17 protein-coding genes are annotated in these 16839 nt (G+C 68.7%); 5 read left to right on the forward strand and 12 right to left on the reverse strand.

The annotated features are described in order from the left end of the window. Positions 1–54: 54 nt before the first annotated feature. From OG876_RS42730 to OG876_RS42740, 3 genes are all read left to right on the forward strand, one after another. Positions 55–231 carry a hypothetical protein gene (locus tag OG876_RS42730; RefSeq protein ID WP_328522455.1) on the forward strand — a complete coding sequence of 59 codons (177 nt, stop codon included), beginning with the start codon at positions 55–57 and terminating at the stop codon, positions 229–231. A 123-nt stretch (positions 232–354) separates the two neighbouring features. Then, positions 355–1677 (forward strand): M28 family metallopeptidase, encoded by a 1323-nt coding sequence (locus OG876_RS42735; RefSeq protein WP_328522456.1) that lies wholly within the window; start codon positions 355–357, stop codon positions 1675–1677. Positions 1678–1682: 5 nt separating this feature from the next. Further along, the gene (locus OG876_RS42740; RefSeq protein ID WP_328522457.1) at positions 1683–3017 is read left to right on the forward strand and encodes an HAD-IA family hydrolase; all 1335 of its coding nucleotides are present in this window, start codon (positions 1683–1685) and stop codon (positions 3015–3017) included. Positions 3018–3159: 142 nt separating this feature from the next. Here the strand turns inward: OG876_RS42740 and OG876_RS42745 are convergent, their stop codons facing one another. After that, complete coding sequence (locus OG876_RS42745) at positions 3160–5091, reverse strand: TIGR03960 family B12-binding radical SAM protein (protein ID WP_328522458.1); 1932 nt, start codon at positions 5089–5091, stop codon at positions 3160–3162. A gap of 73 nt (positions 5092–5164) precedes the next feature. After that, positions 5165–5908: a 3-oxoadipate enol-lactonase gene (gene pcaD, locus OG876_RS42750; protein ID WP_328522459.1), complete on the reverse strand. Its 744-nt coding sequence runs from the start codon at positions 5906–5908 to the stop codon at positions 5165–5167. 83 nt (positions 5909–5991) lie between these two features. On the opposite strand from pcaD, the gene OG876_RS42755 reads away from it, so the two are divergent. Continuing rightward, on the forward strand, positions 5992–6930 hold the full coding sequence (locus OG876_RS42755) for an LLM class F420-dependent oxidoreductase (protein ID WP_328522460.1): 939 nt from the start codon (positions 5992–5994) through the stop codon (positions 6928–6930). 14 nt (positions 6931–6944) lie between these two features. On the opposite strand, the gene OG876_RS42760 is transcribed toward OG876_RS42755, so the two are convergent. Continuing rightward, on the reverse strand, positions 6945–7355 hold the full coding sequence (locus OG876_RS42760; protein WP_328522461.1) for a DUF2000 domain-containing protein: 411 nt from the start codon (positions 7353–7355) through the stop codon (positions 6945–6947). Positions 7356–7434: 79 nt separating this feature from the next. Here OG876_RS42760 and OG876_RS42765 point away from each other — a divergent pair, with 79 nt between their 5' ends. Beyond that, a complete protein-coding gene (locus OG876_RS42765) occupies positions 7435–7893 on the forward strand; it encodes an Lrp/AsnC family transcriptional regulator (RefSeq protein WP_328522462.1) in 459 nt (152 codons plus the stop codon). 34 nt (positions 7894–7927) lie between these two features. Here OG876_RS42765 and OG876_RS42770 read toward each other — a convergent pair whose 3' ends face one another. The 9 genes from OG876_RS42770 to OG876_RS42810 form a co-directional block, all read right to left on the reverse strand. Then, a complete protein-coding gene (locus OG876_RS42770; protein WP_328522463.1) occupies positions 7928–8668 on the reverse strand; it encodes a hypothetical protein in 741 nt (246 codons plus the stop codon). Between the two features lie 94 nt (positions 8669–8762). Next, complete coding sequence (rodA, locus tag OG876_RS42775) at positions 8763–9929, reverse strand: rod shape-determining protein RodA (protein WP_328522464.1); 1167 nt, start codon at positions 9927–9929, stop codon at positions 8763–8765. 9 nt (positions 9930–9938) lie between these two features. Then, on the reverse strand, positions 9939–11993 hold the full coding sequence (gene mrdA / locus OG876_RS42780; protein ID WP_328522465.1) for a penicillin-binding protein 2: 2055 nt from the start codon (positions 11991–11993) through the stop codon (positions 9939–9941). Beyond that, positions 11990–12526 carry a rod shape-determining protein MreD gene (gene mreD, locus OG876_RS42785; RefSeq protein WP_328522466.1) on the reverse strand — a complete coding sequence of 179 codons (537 nt, stop codon included), beginning with the start codon at positions 12524–12526 and terminating at the stop codon, positions 11990–11992. Before mreD ends, mrdA begins: the two co-directional genes overlap by 4 nt. 1 nt (position 12527) lies before the next feature. Further along, positions 12528–13475, reverse strand: coding sequence for a rod shape-determining protein MreC (gene mreC, locus OG876_RS42790; protein ID WP_328522467.1), 948 nt, complete (start codon positions 13473–13475; stop codon positions 12528–12530). A 10-nt stretch (positions 13476–13485) separates the two neighbouring features. Continuing rightward, positions 13486–14514 carry a rod shape-determining protein gene (locus OG876_RS42795; RefSeq protein WP_442914065.1) on the reverse strand — a complete coding sequence of 343 codons (1029 nt, stop codon included), beginning with the start codon at positions 14512–14514 and terminating at the stop codon, positions 13486–13488. Between the two features lie 140 nt (positions 14515–14654). Beyond that, the gene (gene ndk, locus OG876_RS42800) at positions 14655–15065 is read right to left on the reverse strand and encodes a nucleoside-diphosphate kinase (RefSeq protein WP_328522468.1); all 411 of its coding nucleotides are present in this window, start codon (positions 15063–15065) and stop codon (positions 14655–14657) included. Positions 15066–15103: 38 nt separating this feature from the next. Continuing rightward, positions 15104–15439: a DUF4233 domain-containing protein gene (locus OG876_RS42805; protein WP_328522469.1), complete on the reverse strand. Its 336-nt coding sequence runs from the start codon at positions 15437–15439 to the stop codon at positions 15104–15106. After that, positions 15436–16797, reverse strand: a complete 1362-nt coding sequence (locus tag OG876_RS42810; RefSeq protein WP_328522470.1) for a bifunctional folylpolyglutamate synthase/dihydrofolate synthase — start codon at positions 16795–16797, stop codon at positions 15436–15438. The genes OG876_RS42805 and OG876_RS42810 overlap by 4 nt, the downstream gene beginning before the upstream one ends. Positions 16798–16839: the final 42 nt, after the last annotated feature.

The following is a 16839-nucleotide window of genomic DNA, read 5'->3' on the forward strand; positions in this document are numbered from 1 at the left end:
AGCGTCTATCGCCGCGACGACTTCGCCTTCCCGCCGGCCCGTGGCCGGCGGGGGGTGGAGTTCGGCCCCGACGGCACGCTGATCGAGTACGCGATCGGCCGGGGCGACGCCCCCGAAGCCCGCCCGGCCGGCCGCTGGGACGCCAGCGGCCGGCTGGACCGAAGCTCCGGGGGCACCGGCCAAATCGTCAAAGCCGAACCCGACCGCCTAGAGATCAACTGGCAGACCTGAAATGACAGTACTTTTGGCCGGGCCTTCGGCGCCGGCGGGGTCATGGGGCCTTGGTTCCCGGCCTTCCCTCGTCGCTCCAGTCGCTTCGCTCCCTGCGCTCCTCAGTCCAGGCCGGGAGGCCTCATGACCACAGCACCTGTGCGCTATCTCGTCGTACCGACTGCCGATGCCGCCGATGGGGCGCAGTCGGCGCGGTTCGGCGACAAGACCCTCCTCTGGGTCCCGGCCGACCAACACCTCGGCCGGGCCTCCCGGACCGCACCCGGCCTGCTGCTCGTCACGCAGGTGGGCCGGAGCTTCCAGGACGACTACCCCGATGTCACGCCGCTGCTCGACCGCGGCCGGCACCTGGTGATCTCGTCCGCCGACAAGCCCCGCCGCCGGTCGAACAACTGCTGGCGGGTCGAACACCTCCGCGCCGGTACGACGATTGTCGACACTCCGATCGTCTCCGCGGCCAGGGCCGATCCGGCCGTCGCGGCGCTCGTCGGTGAACTGTCGCCCGCGTCGTACCAGTCGGATCTGACCTGGCTGGCGAGTCTGCCGACCCGGCACTCGCTGAGTACGACGTTCACGCAGGCGATGGACTTCGCGGCGGACCGGATGGTTGCCCTCGGCTACACCGTGAGCCGGATGCCGATCACCGTGGGCGCGGGCCATTCGGCGAACCTGATCGGCGATCGGGCCGGGACCGGATCCACCCGTGGACTCGTGATCGTCACGGCCCACCTGGACTCGATCAACATCGCCGGCGGTCCGGCGGCGGCGGCCCCCGGCGCGGACGACAACGGGAGCGGCTCGGCCGGCGTGCTCGAGCTCGGCCGGCTGTTGTCGACGCGGTCGTGGCAGCACGACGTACGGCTGATCCTCTTCGGTGGCGAGGAGGAGGGACTCTTCGGCAGCAAGCAGTACGTCGCCGCGCTGCCGCCGGCCGAGCGATCCCGCGTCCGGGCCGTGCTGAACATGGACATGATCGCGACCAAGAACACTGCGATGCCGACCGTGCTGCTCGAAGGTGCGCCGGTGTCGTCGAGTCAGATGACGGCCCTGGCGACGGCGGCCTCGACGTACACCGGGCTCAAGGTGGAGACGTCGCTCAACCCGTTCGCGAGCGACCATGTGCCGTTCATCAACGCCGGGGTCCCTGCCGTGCTGACGATCGAAGGCGCGGACAGCGCGAACGGCCACATCCACTCGGCGAACGACACCCTGAACTTCATCGACTGGTCGCTGGCCGCCGAGATCCTCCGGATGAACATCGCCGCGCTGGCCGGCTGGCTCGAACTGGCGGCCGCGGTTCGGCCCAGACCAGCCGGCTCAGTGGTCTCCTGGGGCCCGGACCGGCTCGACGTCTTCGCGGTCGGGATGGACTCGGCCCTGTACCACAAGGCCTTCGACGGCAGCTGGCACGACTACGAGTCGCTCGGAGGTGTTGTCCTAAGCTGACATGTGTGTGGAGCCCGAATGCGCGTGGACTTGGCGGCCTTCCGACCCGGTACGGCGTAGCGACGCGTGAGCGGGCGCTGTTCCGCTCGGAATCGCTCGACGACCTGGAGGCCGACGGTCGGGCCGCCTTCGATGCCGTAGGTGCCGGACTGGTTCTCGATCTGCGCTCCGATGGGGAGATCAGGCAACCACATCTGCTCGACGGCTCCGCGTCGTACCAGCGCATTCCCTGGATAGATCCGGTCGCCGACGCGGCCCGCGACGCGTCCACCGAGGCGGGCATCGCGGACATCTACCGCGGCAGCCTCACGCGCAACAAGGAGCACATCGCACGGGCCTTCCGGGCCGTTGCGGACGCACCGGCCGACAGCCCGGTCGTGGTGCATTGCCGCGCGGGCAAGGACCGCACCGGCCTGATGATCGCCATCCTGCTCGACCTGGTCGGTGTGCCGCGGGCCGTCATCGCCGAGGACTACGCGCTCAGTGAAGCCAGGCTCAGCCTGCAGGACGCCCCGGAGATCTCCCGCTCCCGGCCGGAGACCATCCTCGCCTCGCTCGACCACCTCGATCGCGAGTACGGCGGCGTCCGCGGATATCTGACCTGGTGCGGGCTGACCCGGGCCGAGATCCACCGGCTCGCGACCCGCCTGGTGCCGGTCGACGTTCGGGCCGTGGTGTTCGACTTCGACGGGCTGCTGATGGACACCGAGACGACGATGGTGGAGAGCTGGCGGGCCGAGTGGGCGCATCACGGGCTCGAGCTGGAGCTCGAGGAGTTCTGGCCGGGGCACGGCGGTGACATCACCGAGGATCGGTACGCCGTCCTGGCGGCCGCGGTCGGCTCCGGCTTCGATCGTGCCGCGAGCCACGCCCGCCGTACTGCCCACCGGGACGCGATGCATCAGGACCTCGACTTCCGGCCCGGGATCCGCGAGTGGGTGATGACCGCGCGAGACCTGGGTCTGAAGGTCGCGATCGCGAGCAGCTCACCGCGTCCGTGGGTGCAGGGTCATCTGGAGCGCGTGGACGCAGTCGAGCTCTTCGATCTGGTCGTCACCGGGGACGAGGTCGAGACGCACAAACCCGATCCGGCGATCTATCAGCTGGCCTTGCGTCGTCTCGGCGTACCGGGTGAGGAGGCGATCGCGGTCGAGGACACCGCGCACGGGGTCGCGGCGGCGCAGGCGGCCGGGATGGTGGCGGTCGCGATCCCCAACCCGTTCGTGGATGCGGCCGCCGTCGCGGCGGCCGACCTCGTTCTGGGAAGCGCTGACGAACTCTTGCTCACCGAGCTGCTTCTTTCCACGGGCTCGAAAGGGTCGACCCCGGTAACCGAGTGAGCGCGCCGGCCGTTCCAGGGGTCAACCCCTCAACTGGAGGGTTCGGCCGCCGAAATTCACGGGGCCAACCCGCCGTTCGAGGGGCTGACCCCTGAAACGCCGCGGATTCGAGGGGTTGACCCCTGAAACGGCGCCGGAAGGGTCAGACCACGGACAGCGGGAGGAGCTTCTTGCCGGTGGGGCCGACCTGGATCTCGGTGCCCATCTGCGGGCAGACGCCGCAGTCGAAGCACGGGGTCCAGCGGCAGTCCTCGACCTCGATCGCGCCGTCCTCCTCGAGCGAGTCCTGCCAGTCCTCCCACAGCCAGTCGCGGTCCAGGCCCGAGTCCAGGTGGTCCCAGGGCAGGACTTCGGCGTACTCGCGCTCCCGCGTGGTGTACCAGGACAGGTCGACCGGCTCGTCGGCCAGCGCCTTCTCGGCGGACTCGACCCAGCGCTCGTAGGAGAAGTGCTCGCTCCAGCCGTCGAACCGGCCGCCGTCGCGCCAGACCGCCTCGATGATCCGGCCGACCCGGCGGTCGCCGCGGGACAGCAGGCCCTCGATGATGCCGGGCTTGCCGTCGTGGTACCGGAAGCCGATCGCCTTCGCGTACTTCCGGTCCGACCGGATCGCCGCGCCCAACTTGGCCAGCCGGGCGTCGGTCTCCTCGACGCCGAGCTGCGAGGCCCACTGGAACGGCGTGTGCGGCTTCGGCACGAACCCACCGATCGACACGGTGCAGCGGATGTCGTTGCGGCCGGAGACCTCACGACCGGTGGCGATCACCCGCTTGGCCAGGTCGGCGATCGCCAGTACGTCCTCGTCGGTCTCGGTCGGCAGGCCGCACATGAAGTACAGCTTCACCTGTCGCCAGCCGTGGCTGTACGCCGCCGCGACCGTGCGGATCAGGTCCTCCTCGCTGACCATCTTGTTGATCACCTTGCGCATCCGGTCCGACCCGCCCTCGGGCGCGAAGGTCAGGCCGCTGCGCCGGCCGTTGCGGGAGAACTCGTTCGCCAGCGTGATGTTGAACGCGTCGACCCTTGTCGAAGGCAACGACAAGGAGACGTTGCTGCCCTCGTACCGGTCCCCCAGCCCCTTGGCCACCTCGGCGATCTCGCTGTGGTCGGCCGAGGAGAGGCTGAGCAGGCCGACCTCCTCGAACCCGGACTGCTTCAGCCCGTTCTCGACCATGTCGCCGATCGTGGTGATGCTGCGCTCGCGCACCGGCCGGGTGATCATGCCGGCCTGGCAGAACCGGCAGCCACGGGTGCAGCCACGGAAGATCTCCACCGAGTACCGCTCGTGCACGGTCTCGGCCAGCGGGACCAGCGGCTTCTTCGGGTACGGCCACGCGTCGAGGTCCATCACAGTGTGCTTGGCCGTCCGCCACGGCACGCCGGTCCGGTTCGGTGCGACCCGCTTGATCCGGCCGTCGGTCAGGTATTCGACCGTGAAGAACTTCGGGATGTAGACGCCACCGGACGCGGCCAGGCGCATCAGCACCCCGTCGCGGCCGCCCGGGCGACCCTCGTCCTTCCACTCCCGGATCACGTCCGAGATGGCCAGGACGATCTCCTCGCCGTCGCCCAGCACGGCGGCGTCGATGAAGTCGGCGATCGGCTCTGGATTGAACGCGGCGTGCCCACCGGCCAGCACGATCGGGTCTTCGTCGGTCCGGTCGACGGCGTACAGCGGGATCCCGGCCAGGTCGAGCGCGGTCAGCATGTTCGTGTAGCCGAGCTCGGTCGAGAACGACAGCCCGAACACGTCGAACGCCCGGACCGGCCGGTGGCTGTCCAGCGTGAACTGCGGGATCTTGTGGTCCCGCATCACCTTCTCCATGTCCGGCCAGACGGAGTACGTCCGCTCGGCCAGGATGTGGTCGCGCTCGTTCAGCACCTCGTAGAGGATCTGGACGCCCTGGTTCGGCAGACCGACCTCGTACGCGTCCGGGTACATCAGCGCCCACCGCACGCTGACCGCGTCCCAGTCCTTGCTGACCGAGTTCAGCTCACCTCCGACGTACTGGATCGGCTTCTGCACGCTAGGCAGTAACGCCTCCAGGCGCGGGAACAGCGATTCGACAGTCATCGGGCACTTCCGGTCGAGGAGCAGAGCGCCTACCAGACTAACGCCGCCCGTCCCGTACGCCGGAATCGCGCGCTCAGCCGAGGTGAGTGAGCAGCAGCGGGTTGATCACGACCGGGTGAGAGTAGGTGACGAGGTGGGCGGCATTCTCGATGATCTCGAGGTGGGCACCGGGGATCTGCGTGGCGAGGGGTACGACGGTCTCCGGCGGGATGGACGTGTCGGAGTCGGTCGTGATCAGGAGGACCGGAGCCGTGATGTCGGCCAGGCCCGGCAGGAGGTTGGTCGACCCCAGTGCCTCGCAGCAGGCGGCGTACCCCTCGTCGGGAGTGTCGAGGAGCATCTGGCGGGCCGGAGCGAGGTCGGCGAACTCGGGCAGGAACCACCGCCCGAGCGTCGCGTCGGTGATCGACTTCGTCCCCTCGGCCCGAACCTGCGCCGCGCGATCGGTCCACATCTGCGCGTCCGCGGCCGGGTTCGCCGGCGGGCACAACAGCGCGAACCGGTGGAACCGCTCGGGCGCGTTCTGCGCGAGCCACAGCCCCACCGCGCCGCCCAGCGAGATCCCGACGTACGACGCCTGCTCGACCTCGAGGCTGTCGAGCAACTCGATCACGTCACCACCGAGATCGTCGATCGTGTACGGCCCATCCGGCACCTCGGACTTGCCGTGCCCGCGGTGGTCGAACGCCACCACCCGGAAACGCTGTGACAGGACGTCGAGCTGCGGCGCCCACATCGCGTTCGTCGCCCCGAGTGACGATCCGAGCAGGACGACCGGTGCGTCGGCGGGGCCTGTCGCCTCGTAGTTGAGTCGCATACCCCCACCTTACGGAGGATCGACCGATTCTTTTCCGCGTTCGGACCGGTCGATACACGCAAACCATTCGCGGAAAGGCTGCCATGACCAGCTTCAGTGTGTTCCTGCCCTCCGGATTCGCCGGCGAGCTCGCCGGCCTCGACCCCGTCGACGCGTTCCGCCGGATCACCGCGGTGGCACAGGCCGCGGACGAGCTCGGGTTCCACGCCGTCTACGTTCCCGACCACCTGCATCCGATCCCGCCTTCGCAGGCACCGCTGTTCGAGGCCTGGACGATGATCACCGCGCTCGCGGCCGCGACCGACCGGATCCGGCTCGGCCCGTTGGTGACCTCGAACAGCTACCGCAATCCCGCGCTGCAGGCGAAGATCGCCTCCACGATCGACATCGTCAGCAACGGACGGGTGATCTTCGGCATCGGCGCAGGCTGGTACGAACCGGACTACCTCGGCTACGGGTACGAGTTCGGCTCGGCCGGCGACCGGTTGCGCCGACTGGACGAGGCGGTGCAGCTGATCCGCCGGTTCTGGACCGAGGAGTCGGTCGACTTCGAGGGCAGGTACTACCGCGCCTCCGGCGGACTCAATCAGCCGAAGGGGATCCAGCAACCGCACATCCCGGTCCTGGTCGCGGGCGCCGGTGAGCAGAAGACCCTGCGGACCGTGGCGCGCTGGGCTGACGCGTCGAACATCATCGACTCCCCCAAGGTCCTGCGGCACAAGTACGACGTACTGCGCAAGCACTGCGCCGACGTCGGACGCCCGTACGACGACATCCGGCGTACCGCGACGACGTCGTACATCCTGGGCGCCTCGGACGCGGAAGCCCGGGCGAGAGTCCCGGCCGGCGCCGAGTTCGCGTTCCCCGGCGATCTCGCCTCGTACGGCCTGATCGGCACCGAGTCGACGATCCGGGAACGGATCGCCGCCTACGAGGACGCCGGGGTCCACGAACTCGTCGTGGGCTTCGAGCACGGCTTGGAGGTGGACGAACTACGGCGCTTCGCCGACCTCTTCTTCTGACTCGGCGGAGGCCGCTAGCGATAGAGAGGCAGCGCGCCCGTGAGGGAGTCGACGACCGGGCGCGCTCCGTACAGGGCGACGCCGAGGTACTCGATGTCTTCGGGTTTGGTGCCGCTGAGGGTGGTGGCCATCTGGTCGTAGGTGCGGGCTTGCTGGGCGATCTGGTGCATGTCGTGCACGGTGACGCCGTCGCGCGCGGCTGCTTGGGTGCGGAGGTCGTGGAGTTGTTCGGCGGAGGCCCGCAGTACGGGGATCGGGTGGGCGCACATCCCGGCGTGCGGCTCGCCGGAGGCGTCCGCGGTGTCCGAGCCGACCACGTTGTCGTGGTGGTGGCCGAGTCCGACCCCGAGCAGGGCGGCGGTGTTGAGGGCGACGCCGACCGGCGCCTCGGCCGCGATCACCACGACCATCTTGTTCGTCAGCACAGCGGCAAAGGTAGCCAGCTGCACGGGCATCCGCTGGCTGATCCGAACATCGTTCGGCAGATCTGGGAAACTTCCCCCCATGGACGAACTTGATACGGCGCTGCTGCGGATGCTGCAGAACGACGCCCGCCGGACCAACCGCGACATGGCGGCCGAGCTCGGGATCGCGCCGTCGACCTGTCTGGAGCGGATCCGCGGCCTGCGCGACCGCGGCGTGATCAGCGGATACCACGCGGAGGTCGATCTGACCGCGATCGACCGGTCCACCCAGGCGATCATCTCGATCAAGCTCCGCCCGCAGGCGATGGCCGTCGCCGTCGCCTTCCAGGACTATGTCAACGAGCTGCCCGAGACGCTGGCGATGTTCATGGTGTCCGGCGCCTCCGACTTCCTCGCCCACGTCGCGGTCAAGGACACCCAGGCTCTGCGCGACCTCGTCCTCGCGCTGGCCAAACGCCAGGAGATCGCCGACATCCGCAGCTCGGTGGTCTTCGAACATCACCGCCGTACGACGATCATGCCGCTGCCCGACCGCTGACAGCTTGTCCGGATGAGCGACGGCGTGGTTGGGGTCAGGCGACCTTGAGGACCTGCTGGGCCTTGGTGACCGCGGCTTCGGTGGCGGCGTCCAGCTCGCCTTGGCCGGCCAGGACGCCGACCGAGACGACGACGTCGTTGACGCCGGTGGTGGCGGCCGTGTACTCGAGGCCGCGCTTCGGGCCGCTGGTGCCGGTCAGGCGGAACGCGAACGGGCCGGTGCCGAACTGGGGCGCGCTGATCTTCTCGACCTTCATCGAGGTACTGCCCACGCCCTCGGTCTTGAGCGTGACCTTCGAGCAGGAGTCCACGGCATCCTCGTAGGTGCCTTGAAGGTCGGCGACCTTGTCCGCGGTGCCCATCGAGTCCAGTCCGAAGTCGATGTACGGGCCTTCCTGGCTGCCGGAGAACGACCTGGTCACGCTGGCCTTCGCCCCAGGGGCCTTGGTGGCGTTCAGGTATTTGACCAGAGTCTTGCAGCGGGTGCTCGGCGACGAGAACGGCTTCGCGTTGTCGTCCGGCTCGTCCTTCCCCTGCCTGAACCCGGTCGGGAGATCGCTCAGCACGAGCAAGGCCTTGGTGAGCTCGGCAGCCGTCCGGGTGACCGACTCGCCGGGCGTACCGCTCGGTGCCGAGGGGGTCACGCTCGGTGCCGGTGTCGTCCCGGCCGGAGTCGAGGCAGCCGACCCGCTCTTCTTGTCATCTCCACCGCAGGCGGTGAGAGACAGGGCGAGGGCGGCAGCCAGAGCAAGCGGAAACGACACAAACCTGGTCATGGACCTTCCAGAACCTTCAGGGCCAGGGACGGCCCACCGGTGGTCGGGCAGGCAGCAGGGTATCTGACATGTCAGCTCTGTCTGGGGAGGCTGGTCAGAAGCGGTGTGAGCGGAGGTGGATGTTCTGCAACAGGCCGACGGCCAGCAGGCAGGCGAACATCGACGAACCGCCGTACGAGACGAACGGCAGCGGCAGACCGGTGACCGGCATGATCCCGAGCGTCATCCCGATGTTCTCGAACGCCTGGAACGCGAACCAGCAGACGATCCCGGTCGCCACCAGCCGGCCGAACGCGTCCCGTGCGTTGATCGCGATCCGCAGCCCGCGGAACAGGATCACCGCGAACAGCACGATGATCGCGCCGGCCCCGATCAGCCCGAGCTCCTCCCCTGCCACCGTGAAGACGAAGTCGGTGTGCTGCTCGGGGACGAACGCGTTCTGCGTCTGGCTGCCGTGGAACAGCCCCTGGCCGAAGACCCCGCCGTTGCCGATCGCGATCCGGGCCTGGTTCACGTTGTACCCGATCCCCTGCGGATCCGAGGACGGGTTCGCGAACGCGATGAACCGGGACAGCTGGTACTGCTTCAGCACCTGCAGCTTGATCGCGATCGCCGCGACCACCACACCCGCGGTGAGCAGGCCGAGCATCCAGCGCTTCGGTACGCCGGACACCGCGACGATCCCGAACACGATCGAGCCGAGCACCATCACCGTGCCGAGGTCGGGCTGCAGCATCACCAGCACTACCGGTACGGCAGCGACGCCGATCGCCTGCGCGACGTCGATCGTCCGGGCGGTCTCGTTGCGGTCGGTCTCGCCTTTCTCCGCGATCAGCAGCGCCATCCCGACGATCACCGCGAGCTTGGCGAACTCGCTCGGCTGGATCGACATCCACGGCAACTGGATCCACGACCGCGATCCGTTGATCACCGCGCCGACCCCGGGCACCAGGACCAGGATCAGCCCGACGACCGAGGCGGCGTACAGAACCGGGGCGAGGATGCGGACGCGGCGGTGGTCGGTGATCGCGGCGCCGATCGCGAGCATCAGGCCGATGGCGAAGTTCATCGCGTGCCGGACCAGGAAGGCGTACTGGTTCCCGTCGGTGAGCGACGTGCGGGCGTGCGTCGCGGACCAGATCAGCATCGCGCCGATGAACGACAGCGCGACGACGCCGAGCACCAGGACCCAGTCCACCTGCCACACGGTCGACCGGCGGTCCATCCGCGGCCGGGTCCGGATCGGGGTCAGCAGCGCCATCTCATGCCCTCACTGCTTCGGCTTGGTCTGGCCGGCGGGCGGCACCGGCTTGATGTTGTAGAGGGTCTCGTAGATCTTGCGAACCGCGTCGCCGCCGGCGCCCGAACCGGTGCCGGCCTGGCTGATCATCATCACCACGGCATAGCGATCCGTGTACGACGCCAGCCACGAGGTGGTCTGCTTGCCGTAGACCTCCGCCGTACCGGTCTTGGCCCGGACCGGCACCTGGTCGACCGGGAACCCGATGAACTTCCACGCCGCCGTACCGGTCTTGACCGTCTGTTGCAGCGCGCGGTCGATGTAGCTCAACGTGCTCTTCGGGACCGGCAGCTTCGTCTTCACCGTCGGCTTGATCTCGTGTGACTTGCCGTTCGCGCCGATCCAGGACTGGACCACGCGCGGCTCGTACACAGTGCCGCCGTTCGAGAGGGCCGCGTAGACCGTCGCGAGTTGCAGCGGGGTGACCGTGGTGTCGCCCTGGCCGATCGCGAAGTTCACCGCGTCACCGGCGCGGTACTTGTAGCCGTCGACGCAGAACTCGCGGGAGAACTGCTTCAGGAACGCCGACGTCCCGGCCGGCGGTTTGCTCGCCAGCTTGCAGTAGTAGTCCTTCTGCGAGTCGTAGTAGGTCTTCTTCCATTTCCGGTCCGCGATCCGGCCGCTCACCTCGCCGGGCAGGTCGACCCCGGTCGGCTTCCCGAGGCCGAACTTCTGCGCCATCTCGACCAGCGGGTCGTGCGTGCTGATGTCGCTCGAGTTGCCGCCCTCTTTGAGCCAGAGCGCGTAGGCGATCCGGTAGAAGAACGTGTCGCACGACAGCGCGAGCGCCTGGTCGAAGCCGATCATCCCGTACGACGCGGACTCGTAGTTCTTGAAGCGGCGGTTGCCGACCTCGAAGTACGGCGAGCAGTCGAGCCGGGTCTTCGGGCTGTACCCGGCGCCGAGCGCGGCTGAGGTGGTGATCGGCTTGAACGTCGACCCCGGGGCGAGCTGAGCCTGCAGTGCGCGGGAGACCAGCGGCGTGCCCGACTTGGTTGAATACAGCGCATCCAGCTCGCGCTGGCTGATGCCGCCGACCCAGACTCCCGGGTCGTAGCTCGGGTAGCTCGCCATCGAGACGATTCGGCCGGTCTTGGTGTCCATCACGACCGCGGCACCGGAGTCGGCGACGTACTTCTTCTTGGTGATCGGGTCGTACTGCTTCCGCGCGGTCATGATCGCGTTCTTCAACTGGGTCTCGACGGACGCCTGGATCCGCGCGTCGATCGTGGTCACCAGGGTCGCGCCCGGCACCGGAGCGGTCTGCTTCTGGATGCCGGTGGTGTATCCGACCGCGTCGACGATGACGTCCTTCACGCCCGGCGTCCCGCGGAGCAGCTGGTCGTACGTGCGCTCGACGCCGGCCCGGCCGACGAGGTCCGAGCGGTGCGGCACCGAGTCCTGGCCGGCCTTGTCCAGGCCCTCGAGCTCTTCGGTCGTGATCGGCGACAGATAGCCGAGGATGTGGGCGGCGTTCACGTGGTACGGCGCCGGGTACGCGCGCAGCGTCTGCGATTCGGCAGCGATCCCGGGGAAGTCCTCGCGGCGCTCCATCACTTCGATCGCGATCTGCTCGCTGACGTCCTTCGCCACCGGGATCGGCTGGTACGGCGTCCCGTTCCAGCAGGCGGGTGGTTTCGACGCGCCGGGCTCGCCGCAGAGCATCGTGCGCGCCTTGAGGTCCTTCGGCTTCTGCCCGAGCACCTTCGCCAGGCGCGTCAGTACGACGTTCTGCTGGCTGTCAGGGAGTTTCGCGAGCACCGAGCGGTCGACGGTGATGACCAGCGACACCCGGTTGCCGACCAGCGTCCGGCCCTGCGAGTCCACGATCGTGCCGCGCGGCGCCGGCACCAGCACCTGGCGGGTGTGGTTCTGCGTCGCCGCCTGGCTGTAGTCCGCGTTGGACATCACCTGCATGTACCAGAGCCGCCCGAGCAGCGTGCACAGCAAGGAGAAAATCAGCACCCCGATCACGAACAACCGCAGCCGTGCCTTGAGCGGAGCCTCGAACCCGTCCCAACTCATGGCACCACTCGTCTGCTGCGTTCGCGCGCTGGAACCACGCGACCCAGGACCCACATGACAAGCGGGATCACCACGATCGCGCCGACCACGTCGTACCCGGCGGCGATGCCGAGGCGGACGCCGAACTCGCCCCAGACGACGGACGGGTCATGCAGCAGCGAACCCGTGGCCGAGTACAGGAACAGGGAGATCGCGGTGCCGAGTACGACGGTCAGCGCGACGGCGAGCGGCCCGACCGGACCGGTGGACGTCTCACGGCGGATCAGGCCCGCGACGTACCCGGCGATCGCGAGGGACAACGCCCAACGCCCCGCCGTGTGATCGGCCGGTGGTACGACGTCCAGCAACAGACCTCCGGCGAAACCGGCGATCGCTCCCCATTCCGGCCCACGCGACAGCGCCAGCGCGATCACCACGATCAGCGTGAGGTCGCAGGTCACTCCCGCGACCGCGATGTTGGACAGCACCGAGGTCTGCACGGTCACGGCCAGCATCAGGAAAAGGGCAGCCAACCCGATACGTACTGCGATCACGTCAGTTCCCCTTCCCTGGTGGAGGTTTCAGTTGGGTGCGCGGTGCCCGGGCCGGCGGTCCGGTCACCACGCCGACCGTGTCGATCCGGGTCGGATCGACGTACGGCTTGATCGTCGCGGTGGACCCCAGAGAGCCCTCGTTCGGCGTGACGGAGGTGACGACACCGATCGGGACCCCCGGCACGTACGGCGCGTTGCCGCTGGAGCCCCAGGTGACGATCCGGTCGCCGACCTTGGGCCGCGCCTTCAGGTCGACCAGCTTGTAGTCGAGGGTGCCCGCCACCTCGCCGCGGCCGGAGACGAAGCCGAGCGCCATCGTCGCGTTCAGCCGGCCGCCCACGGTCGAGTTGCGGTCGCCGATCAGCAGCACGGTCGCGGTCCCCTGGGTGGTCCGCACCACCCGGCCGACCAGACCGGTCCCGTTCAGCACGGTCATGTCGACGTGCACGCCGTCCGCCGTACCAGCGTCGATCGTGACCGTGTGGTTGAAGCTCTGGGCACTACCGATCCCGATCACCCGGGCCGGCGTCATCGCGAACGCCGGCGCGAGCTTGAGCAGCTGGTCGAGCTCCGTGGCCCGGTTGCGGGCGTAGTCGGAGGTGTTCAGCTCCTGGGTGAGGCTCTCGTTGTCCTTCTTCAGTTTTTCGTTCTCTGCTTTCAACCTATCCATTTCCGCGAACCGGTCGCGGAGGTTGTCCACAGGCTGCCGGGCCGAGCTGGCGGTCGATTCGAGCGGGCCGAACACCCCGGCCGCGGCCTCGCGCAGCGGCTCCACCGGCGAACCGGCCGAGCGCCGGGCGTCCAGCACGATCAGCGTGAAACAGGCCAGCACGACCAGGACGAGCACGGTCCGGCGACGCCGGAGCCCGCGCGGCGTGCCGGCCGAGCGGAGGGGGGCGCCGGCCGAGCGGAATGCGCTCCGGGCCGGTGTACCGAGGTCTTTGAGCATCGGTGGAACCTCAGCGCCGGTTGTCAGTTACCAGAATGCGGTTCAGGGTCTCGATGTTGTCGACGCACTTGCCGGCCCCCAGAACGACGGCGTCCAGCGGGTTCTCGGCGACGTGGATCGGGATGCCGGTCTCGTGCCGCAGCCGCTCGTCCATGCCCTTCAGCAGCGCGCCGCCGCCGGTCAGCACAATGCCGCGGTCGACGATGTCGCCGGCCAGCTCCGGCGGGGTCTTGTCCAGGGTGGCCTTGACCGCGTCGACGATCGCGGTGATCGGCTCCTCGATCGCCTGCCGGATGTTCGACGACGAGACCTTCACGGTCCGCGGCAGGCCGGACACCATGTCCCGGCCGCGGATCTCGCTGTCCGGCCCGTCGGTGGTCGGGAACGCCGACCCGATCGTCATCTTGATCTGCTCGGAGGTCGCCTCGCCGAGCATCAGCGAGTACTCCTTCTTGCAGTAGTTCACGACGGCCTTGTCGATGGCGTCGCCGGCCACCCGGATCGACTGACTGGTGACGATGCCGCCGAACGAGATGACCGCGACCTCCGTCGTCCCGCCGCCGATGTCGACCACCATGTTGCCGGTGGCGTCGCGGACCTCGAGGTTGGAGCCGAGCGCCGCGGCCATCGGCTCCTCGATGATGTAGACCTTGCGGGCCCCGGCCATGTATCCGGCGTCGCGGACCGCGCGCTGCTCGACCGCGGTGATCCCGGACGGCACGCAGACCACGATCCGCGGCTTGGCGAAGTACCGGCGCCGGTGCACCCGCTGGATGAAGTAGCGCAGCATCTGCTCGGCGGCGTCGAAGTCGGCGATCACGCCGTCCTTCAGCGGGCGGATCGCGGTGATGTTGCCGGGCGTCCGGCCGATCATCTTCTTCGCCTCGTGCCCGAACGCGACCGCCTCGCGCGGCTCGTCGGTCCGGGTGGCCACCACCGAGGGCTCGTTCAGGACGACGCCCCGACCACGGACGTAGACGAGAGTGTTCGCCGTCCCGAGATCGACCGCCATGTCGCGGCCGAGCATGCTGTTCGCCACCGCGGCACCTCCCACTCGGTCCCCGATCAGGCTAAGCGCCGCCCGCGCCCAGCCACTGGACCGACACGACCCGTCCGCCCAGGCACGTATCGTATCCGCTTCTTCACCACCAGTCCCCAGCGGCGTGCGGACCTCTTAGATCACGGGAGATCGGGGAACCAGATCTTGATCTCGCGGGCGGCGGACTCCTCGGAGTCGGAGCCGTGCACGAGGTTCTCGCGGTTGGACAGCGAGAGGTCGCCGCGGATGGTGCCGGGGGCGGCCTTGCGGCCGTCGGTGGCGCCGTTCAGCGCGCGGACCACCTCGACCGCCTCGTCGCCCTCGAGGACCAGGGCGACCAGCGGGCCGCTGGTGACGAAGTCGCGCAGCGGCGGGTAGAACGCCTTCTCGACGTGCTCCGCGTAGTGCTGGTCGGCCAGCTCGGCGTCGATCGTGCGCTGGTCCATCGCGACGATCCGGAGCCCCTTGGCCTCGAACCGGCCCAGTACCTCACCCACCAGGCCACGGCGGACCGTGTCGGGCTTCAGCAGGACCAGGGTGCGCTGGGACATCTGTCAACTCTTTCTCGAAGTAGGTCGGGGCGCCGAGCCTAACCGCTCTGTGCCTCGTGTGCCCTCTTGGCTTCCTCGATGCGGCGGCCGAGGACGATGGCGGCCACCCAGAAGCCCGCGAAGGCCAGGCCGAGCACGAACATCACCGGTACGACGAACCCGAGGCCGACCGCGCCGACCTGGACCACCGACCCGAGGATGTAGCCCAGCTGGAAGCGCAGCAGACCGGCGGCGATGATCGCCAGTATGGCGAGCCCGATGCAGACCGGCACCGCCACCCCGGGCCGGACGTCGGCGACCGAGATCATCACCGGCGTGACCAACGTGAGCAGCAACGCCTCGAAACCGAGCACGATCGAGGCGAGCGACCTCATTGCTCGCCCTGCTTCTGCTTGCGGACCAGCAGGGTGCGCGCTTCGCCGGCGGTGATGACGGATCCGGTGATCAGTACGCCGCCCGTCCCCATGGCGATTGCGTTCTCCTCGGCCAGCCGGATCGCATCGTCGATCGCGTCGATCAGATGCGGTCGGACCAGCACCCGGTCCTCACCGAAGATCTCCATCGCCAGCTCACCCAGCTCCTCGGCCGGCATCGAGCGTTCGACGAAGCTGTTCCGGGTGCACACGACCGTCTCCATGATCGGCTCGAACGCCTCCAGAACGCCGTACACGTCCTTGTCCTTCATGCAGCCGAGGACGCCGATCAGCGGCTGGAACGCGAACGCCTCGGAGACCGTGGCCGCGGTCGCCTCGGCGCCGTGCGGGTTGTGCGCGGCGTCGACGATGATCGTCGGGCTGGTCCGGACGACCTCCATCCGGCCGGGGCTGGTGACCTGGGCGAAGCCGGCCTGGAGAAGCTCGGTGGTGACGCGGCCTTCGGCCTGCGGGCCGGCGCCCAGCAGCGCTTCCACGGCGGCGACCGCGGTAGCCGCGTTGTGCGCCTGGTACTCACCGTGCAGGGGGACGTAGATCTCGTCGTACTCCCCGCCCAGGCCCTTGATGTCGATCAGCTGGCCGCCGACCGCGACCGAGCGGCTCGTGATGCCGAACTCGATCCCTTCGCGGGCGACCTGCGAACCGACCTCGGCGGCCTTGGCCAGCAGCACCTCGAAGACGTCCAGGCTCTGCTGTGACATCACCGTCGTACCGCCGGGCTTGATGATGCCGGCCTTGTCCCGGGCGATCGTGACCGGATCCGCGCCGAGGATGTGCGCGTGGTCGACCGCGACCGGGGTGATCACCGAGACGGTCCCGTCGGCGACGTTGGTGGAGTCCCAGGTGCCGCCGAGGCCGACCTCGATGACGGCCACGTCGACGGGCGCGTCCGCGAAGACCGCGAACGCCATCGCGGTCATCACCTCGAAGAACGACAGCGGATGTTCCTGCTCGGCGTCGACCACGTCCAGGTACGGCGCGATCTCGGCGTACGCGTCGACGAAGAGTTGCTCGCTGATCGGTTCGCCGTCCAGGGTGATCCGCTCCCGGACCGACTCCAGGTGCGGGCTGGTGAACCGGCCGGTGCGCAGGCCCGCCTCGCGGAGCAGGGTGTCGATCATCCGCGCGGTCGAGGTCTTGCCGTTGGTCCCGGTCAGATGCACCACGGGGTAGGCCTTCTGCGGGTCGCCGAGCAGCTCGACCAGCCGTTGGATCCGGTCCAGCGTGGGCTCGATCTTGTGCTCCGGCCATCTTTGCTGGAGCCGTGCCGATACGTCGGCGTAGGAGAGGTCGCTCATCAGGAGGCCCAGTCTAGGAGGGGGTGTGGATAACCGGTCGGA

Source organism: Kribbella sp. NBC_00359 (genome assembly GCF_036097425.1).
In the GTDB taxonomy this organism is placed as follows: Bacteria; Actinomycetota; Actinomycetes; order Propionibacteriales; family Kribbellaceae; genus Kribbella.

Excerpts from the sequence above, each read along its gene's own strand:
- OG876_RS42755 (WP_328522460.1), top strand. The coding sequence starts at position 5,992 with ATGACCAGCTTCAGTGTGTTCCTGCCCTCCGGATTCGCCGGCGAGCTC.
- pcaD (WP_328522459.1), bottom strand. The coding sequence starts at position 5,908 with ATGCGACTCAACTACGAGGCGACAGGCCCCGCCGACGCACCGGTCGTC.
- OG876_RS42770 (WP_328522463.1), bottom strand. The coding sequence starts at position 8,668 with ATGACCAGGTTTGTGTCGTTTCCGCTTGCTCTGGCTGCCGCCCTCGCC.
- OG876_RS42805 (WP_328522469.1), bottom strand. The coding sequence starts at position 15,439 with ATGAGGTCGCTCGCCTCGATCGTGCTCGGTTTCGAGGCGTTGCTGCTC.
- rodA (WP_328522464.1), bottom strand. The coding sequence starts at position 9,929 with ATGGCGCTGCTGACCCCGATCCGGACCCGGCCGCGGATGGACCGCCGG.
- mreC (WP_328522467.1), bottom strand. The coding sequence starts at position 13,475 with ATGCTCAAAGACCTCGGTACACCGGCCCGGAGCGCATTCCGCTCGGCC.
- OG876_RS42810 (WP_328522470.1), bottom strand. The coding sequence starts at position 16,797 with ATGAGCGACCTCTCCTACGCCGACGTATCGGCACGGCTCCAGCAAAGA.
- OG876_RS42745 (WP_328522458.1), bottom strand. The coding sequence starts at position 5,091 with ATGACTGTCGAATCGCTGTTCCCGCGCCTGGAGGCGTTACTGCCTAGC.
- OG876_RS42735 (WP_328522456.1), top strand. The coding sequence starts at position 355 with ATGACCACAGCACCTGTGCGCTATCTCGTCGTACCGACTGCCGATGCC.
- ndk (WP_328522468.1), bottom strand. The coding sequence starts at position 15,065 with ATGTCCCAGCGCACCCTGGTCCTGCTGAAGCCCGACACGGTCCGCCGT.
- OG876_RS42765 (WP_328522462.1), top strand. The coding sequence starts at position 7,435 with ATGGACGAACTTGATACGGCGCTGCTGCGGATGCTGCAGAACGACGCC.
- mrdA (WP_328522465.1), bottom strand. The coding sequence starts at position 11,993 with ATGAGTTGGGACGGGTTCGAGGCTCCGCTCAAGGCACGGCTGCGGTTG.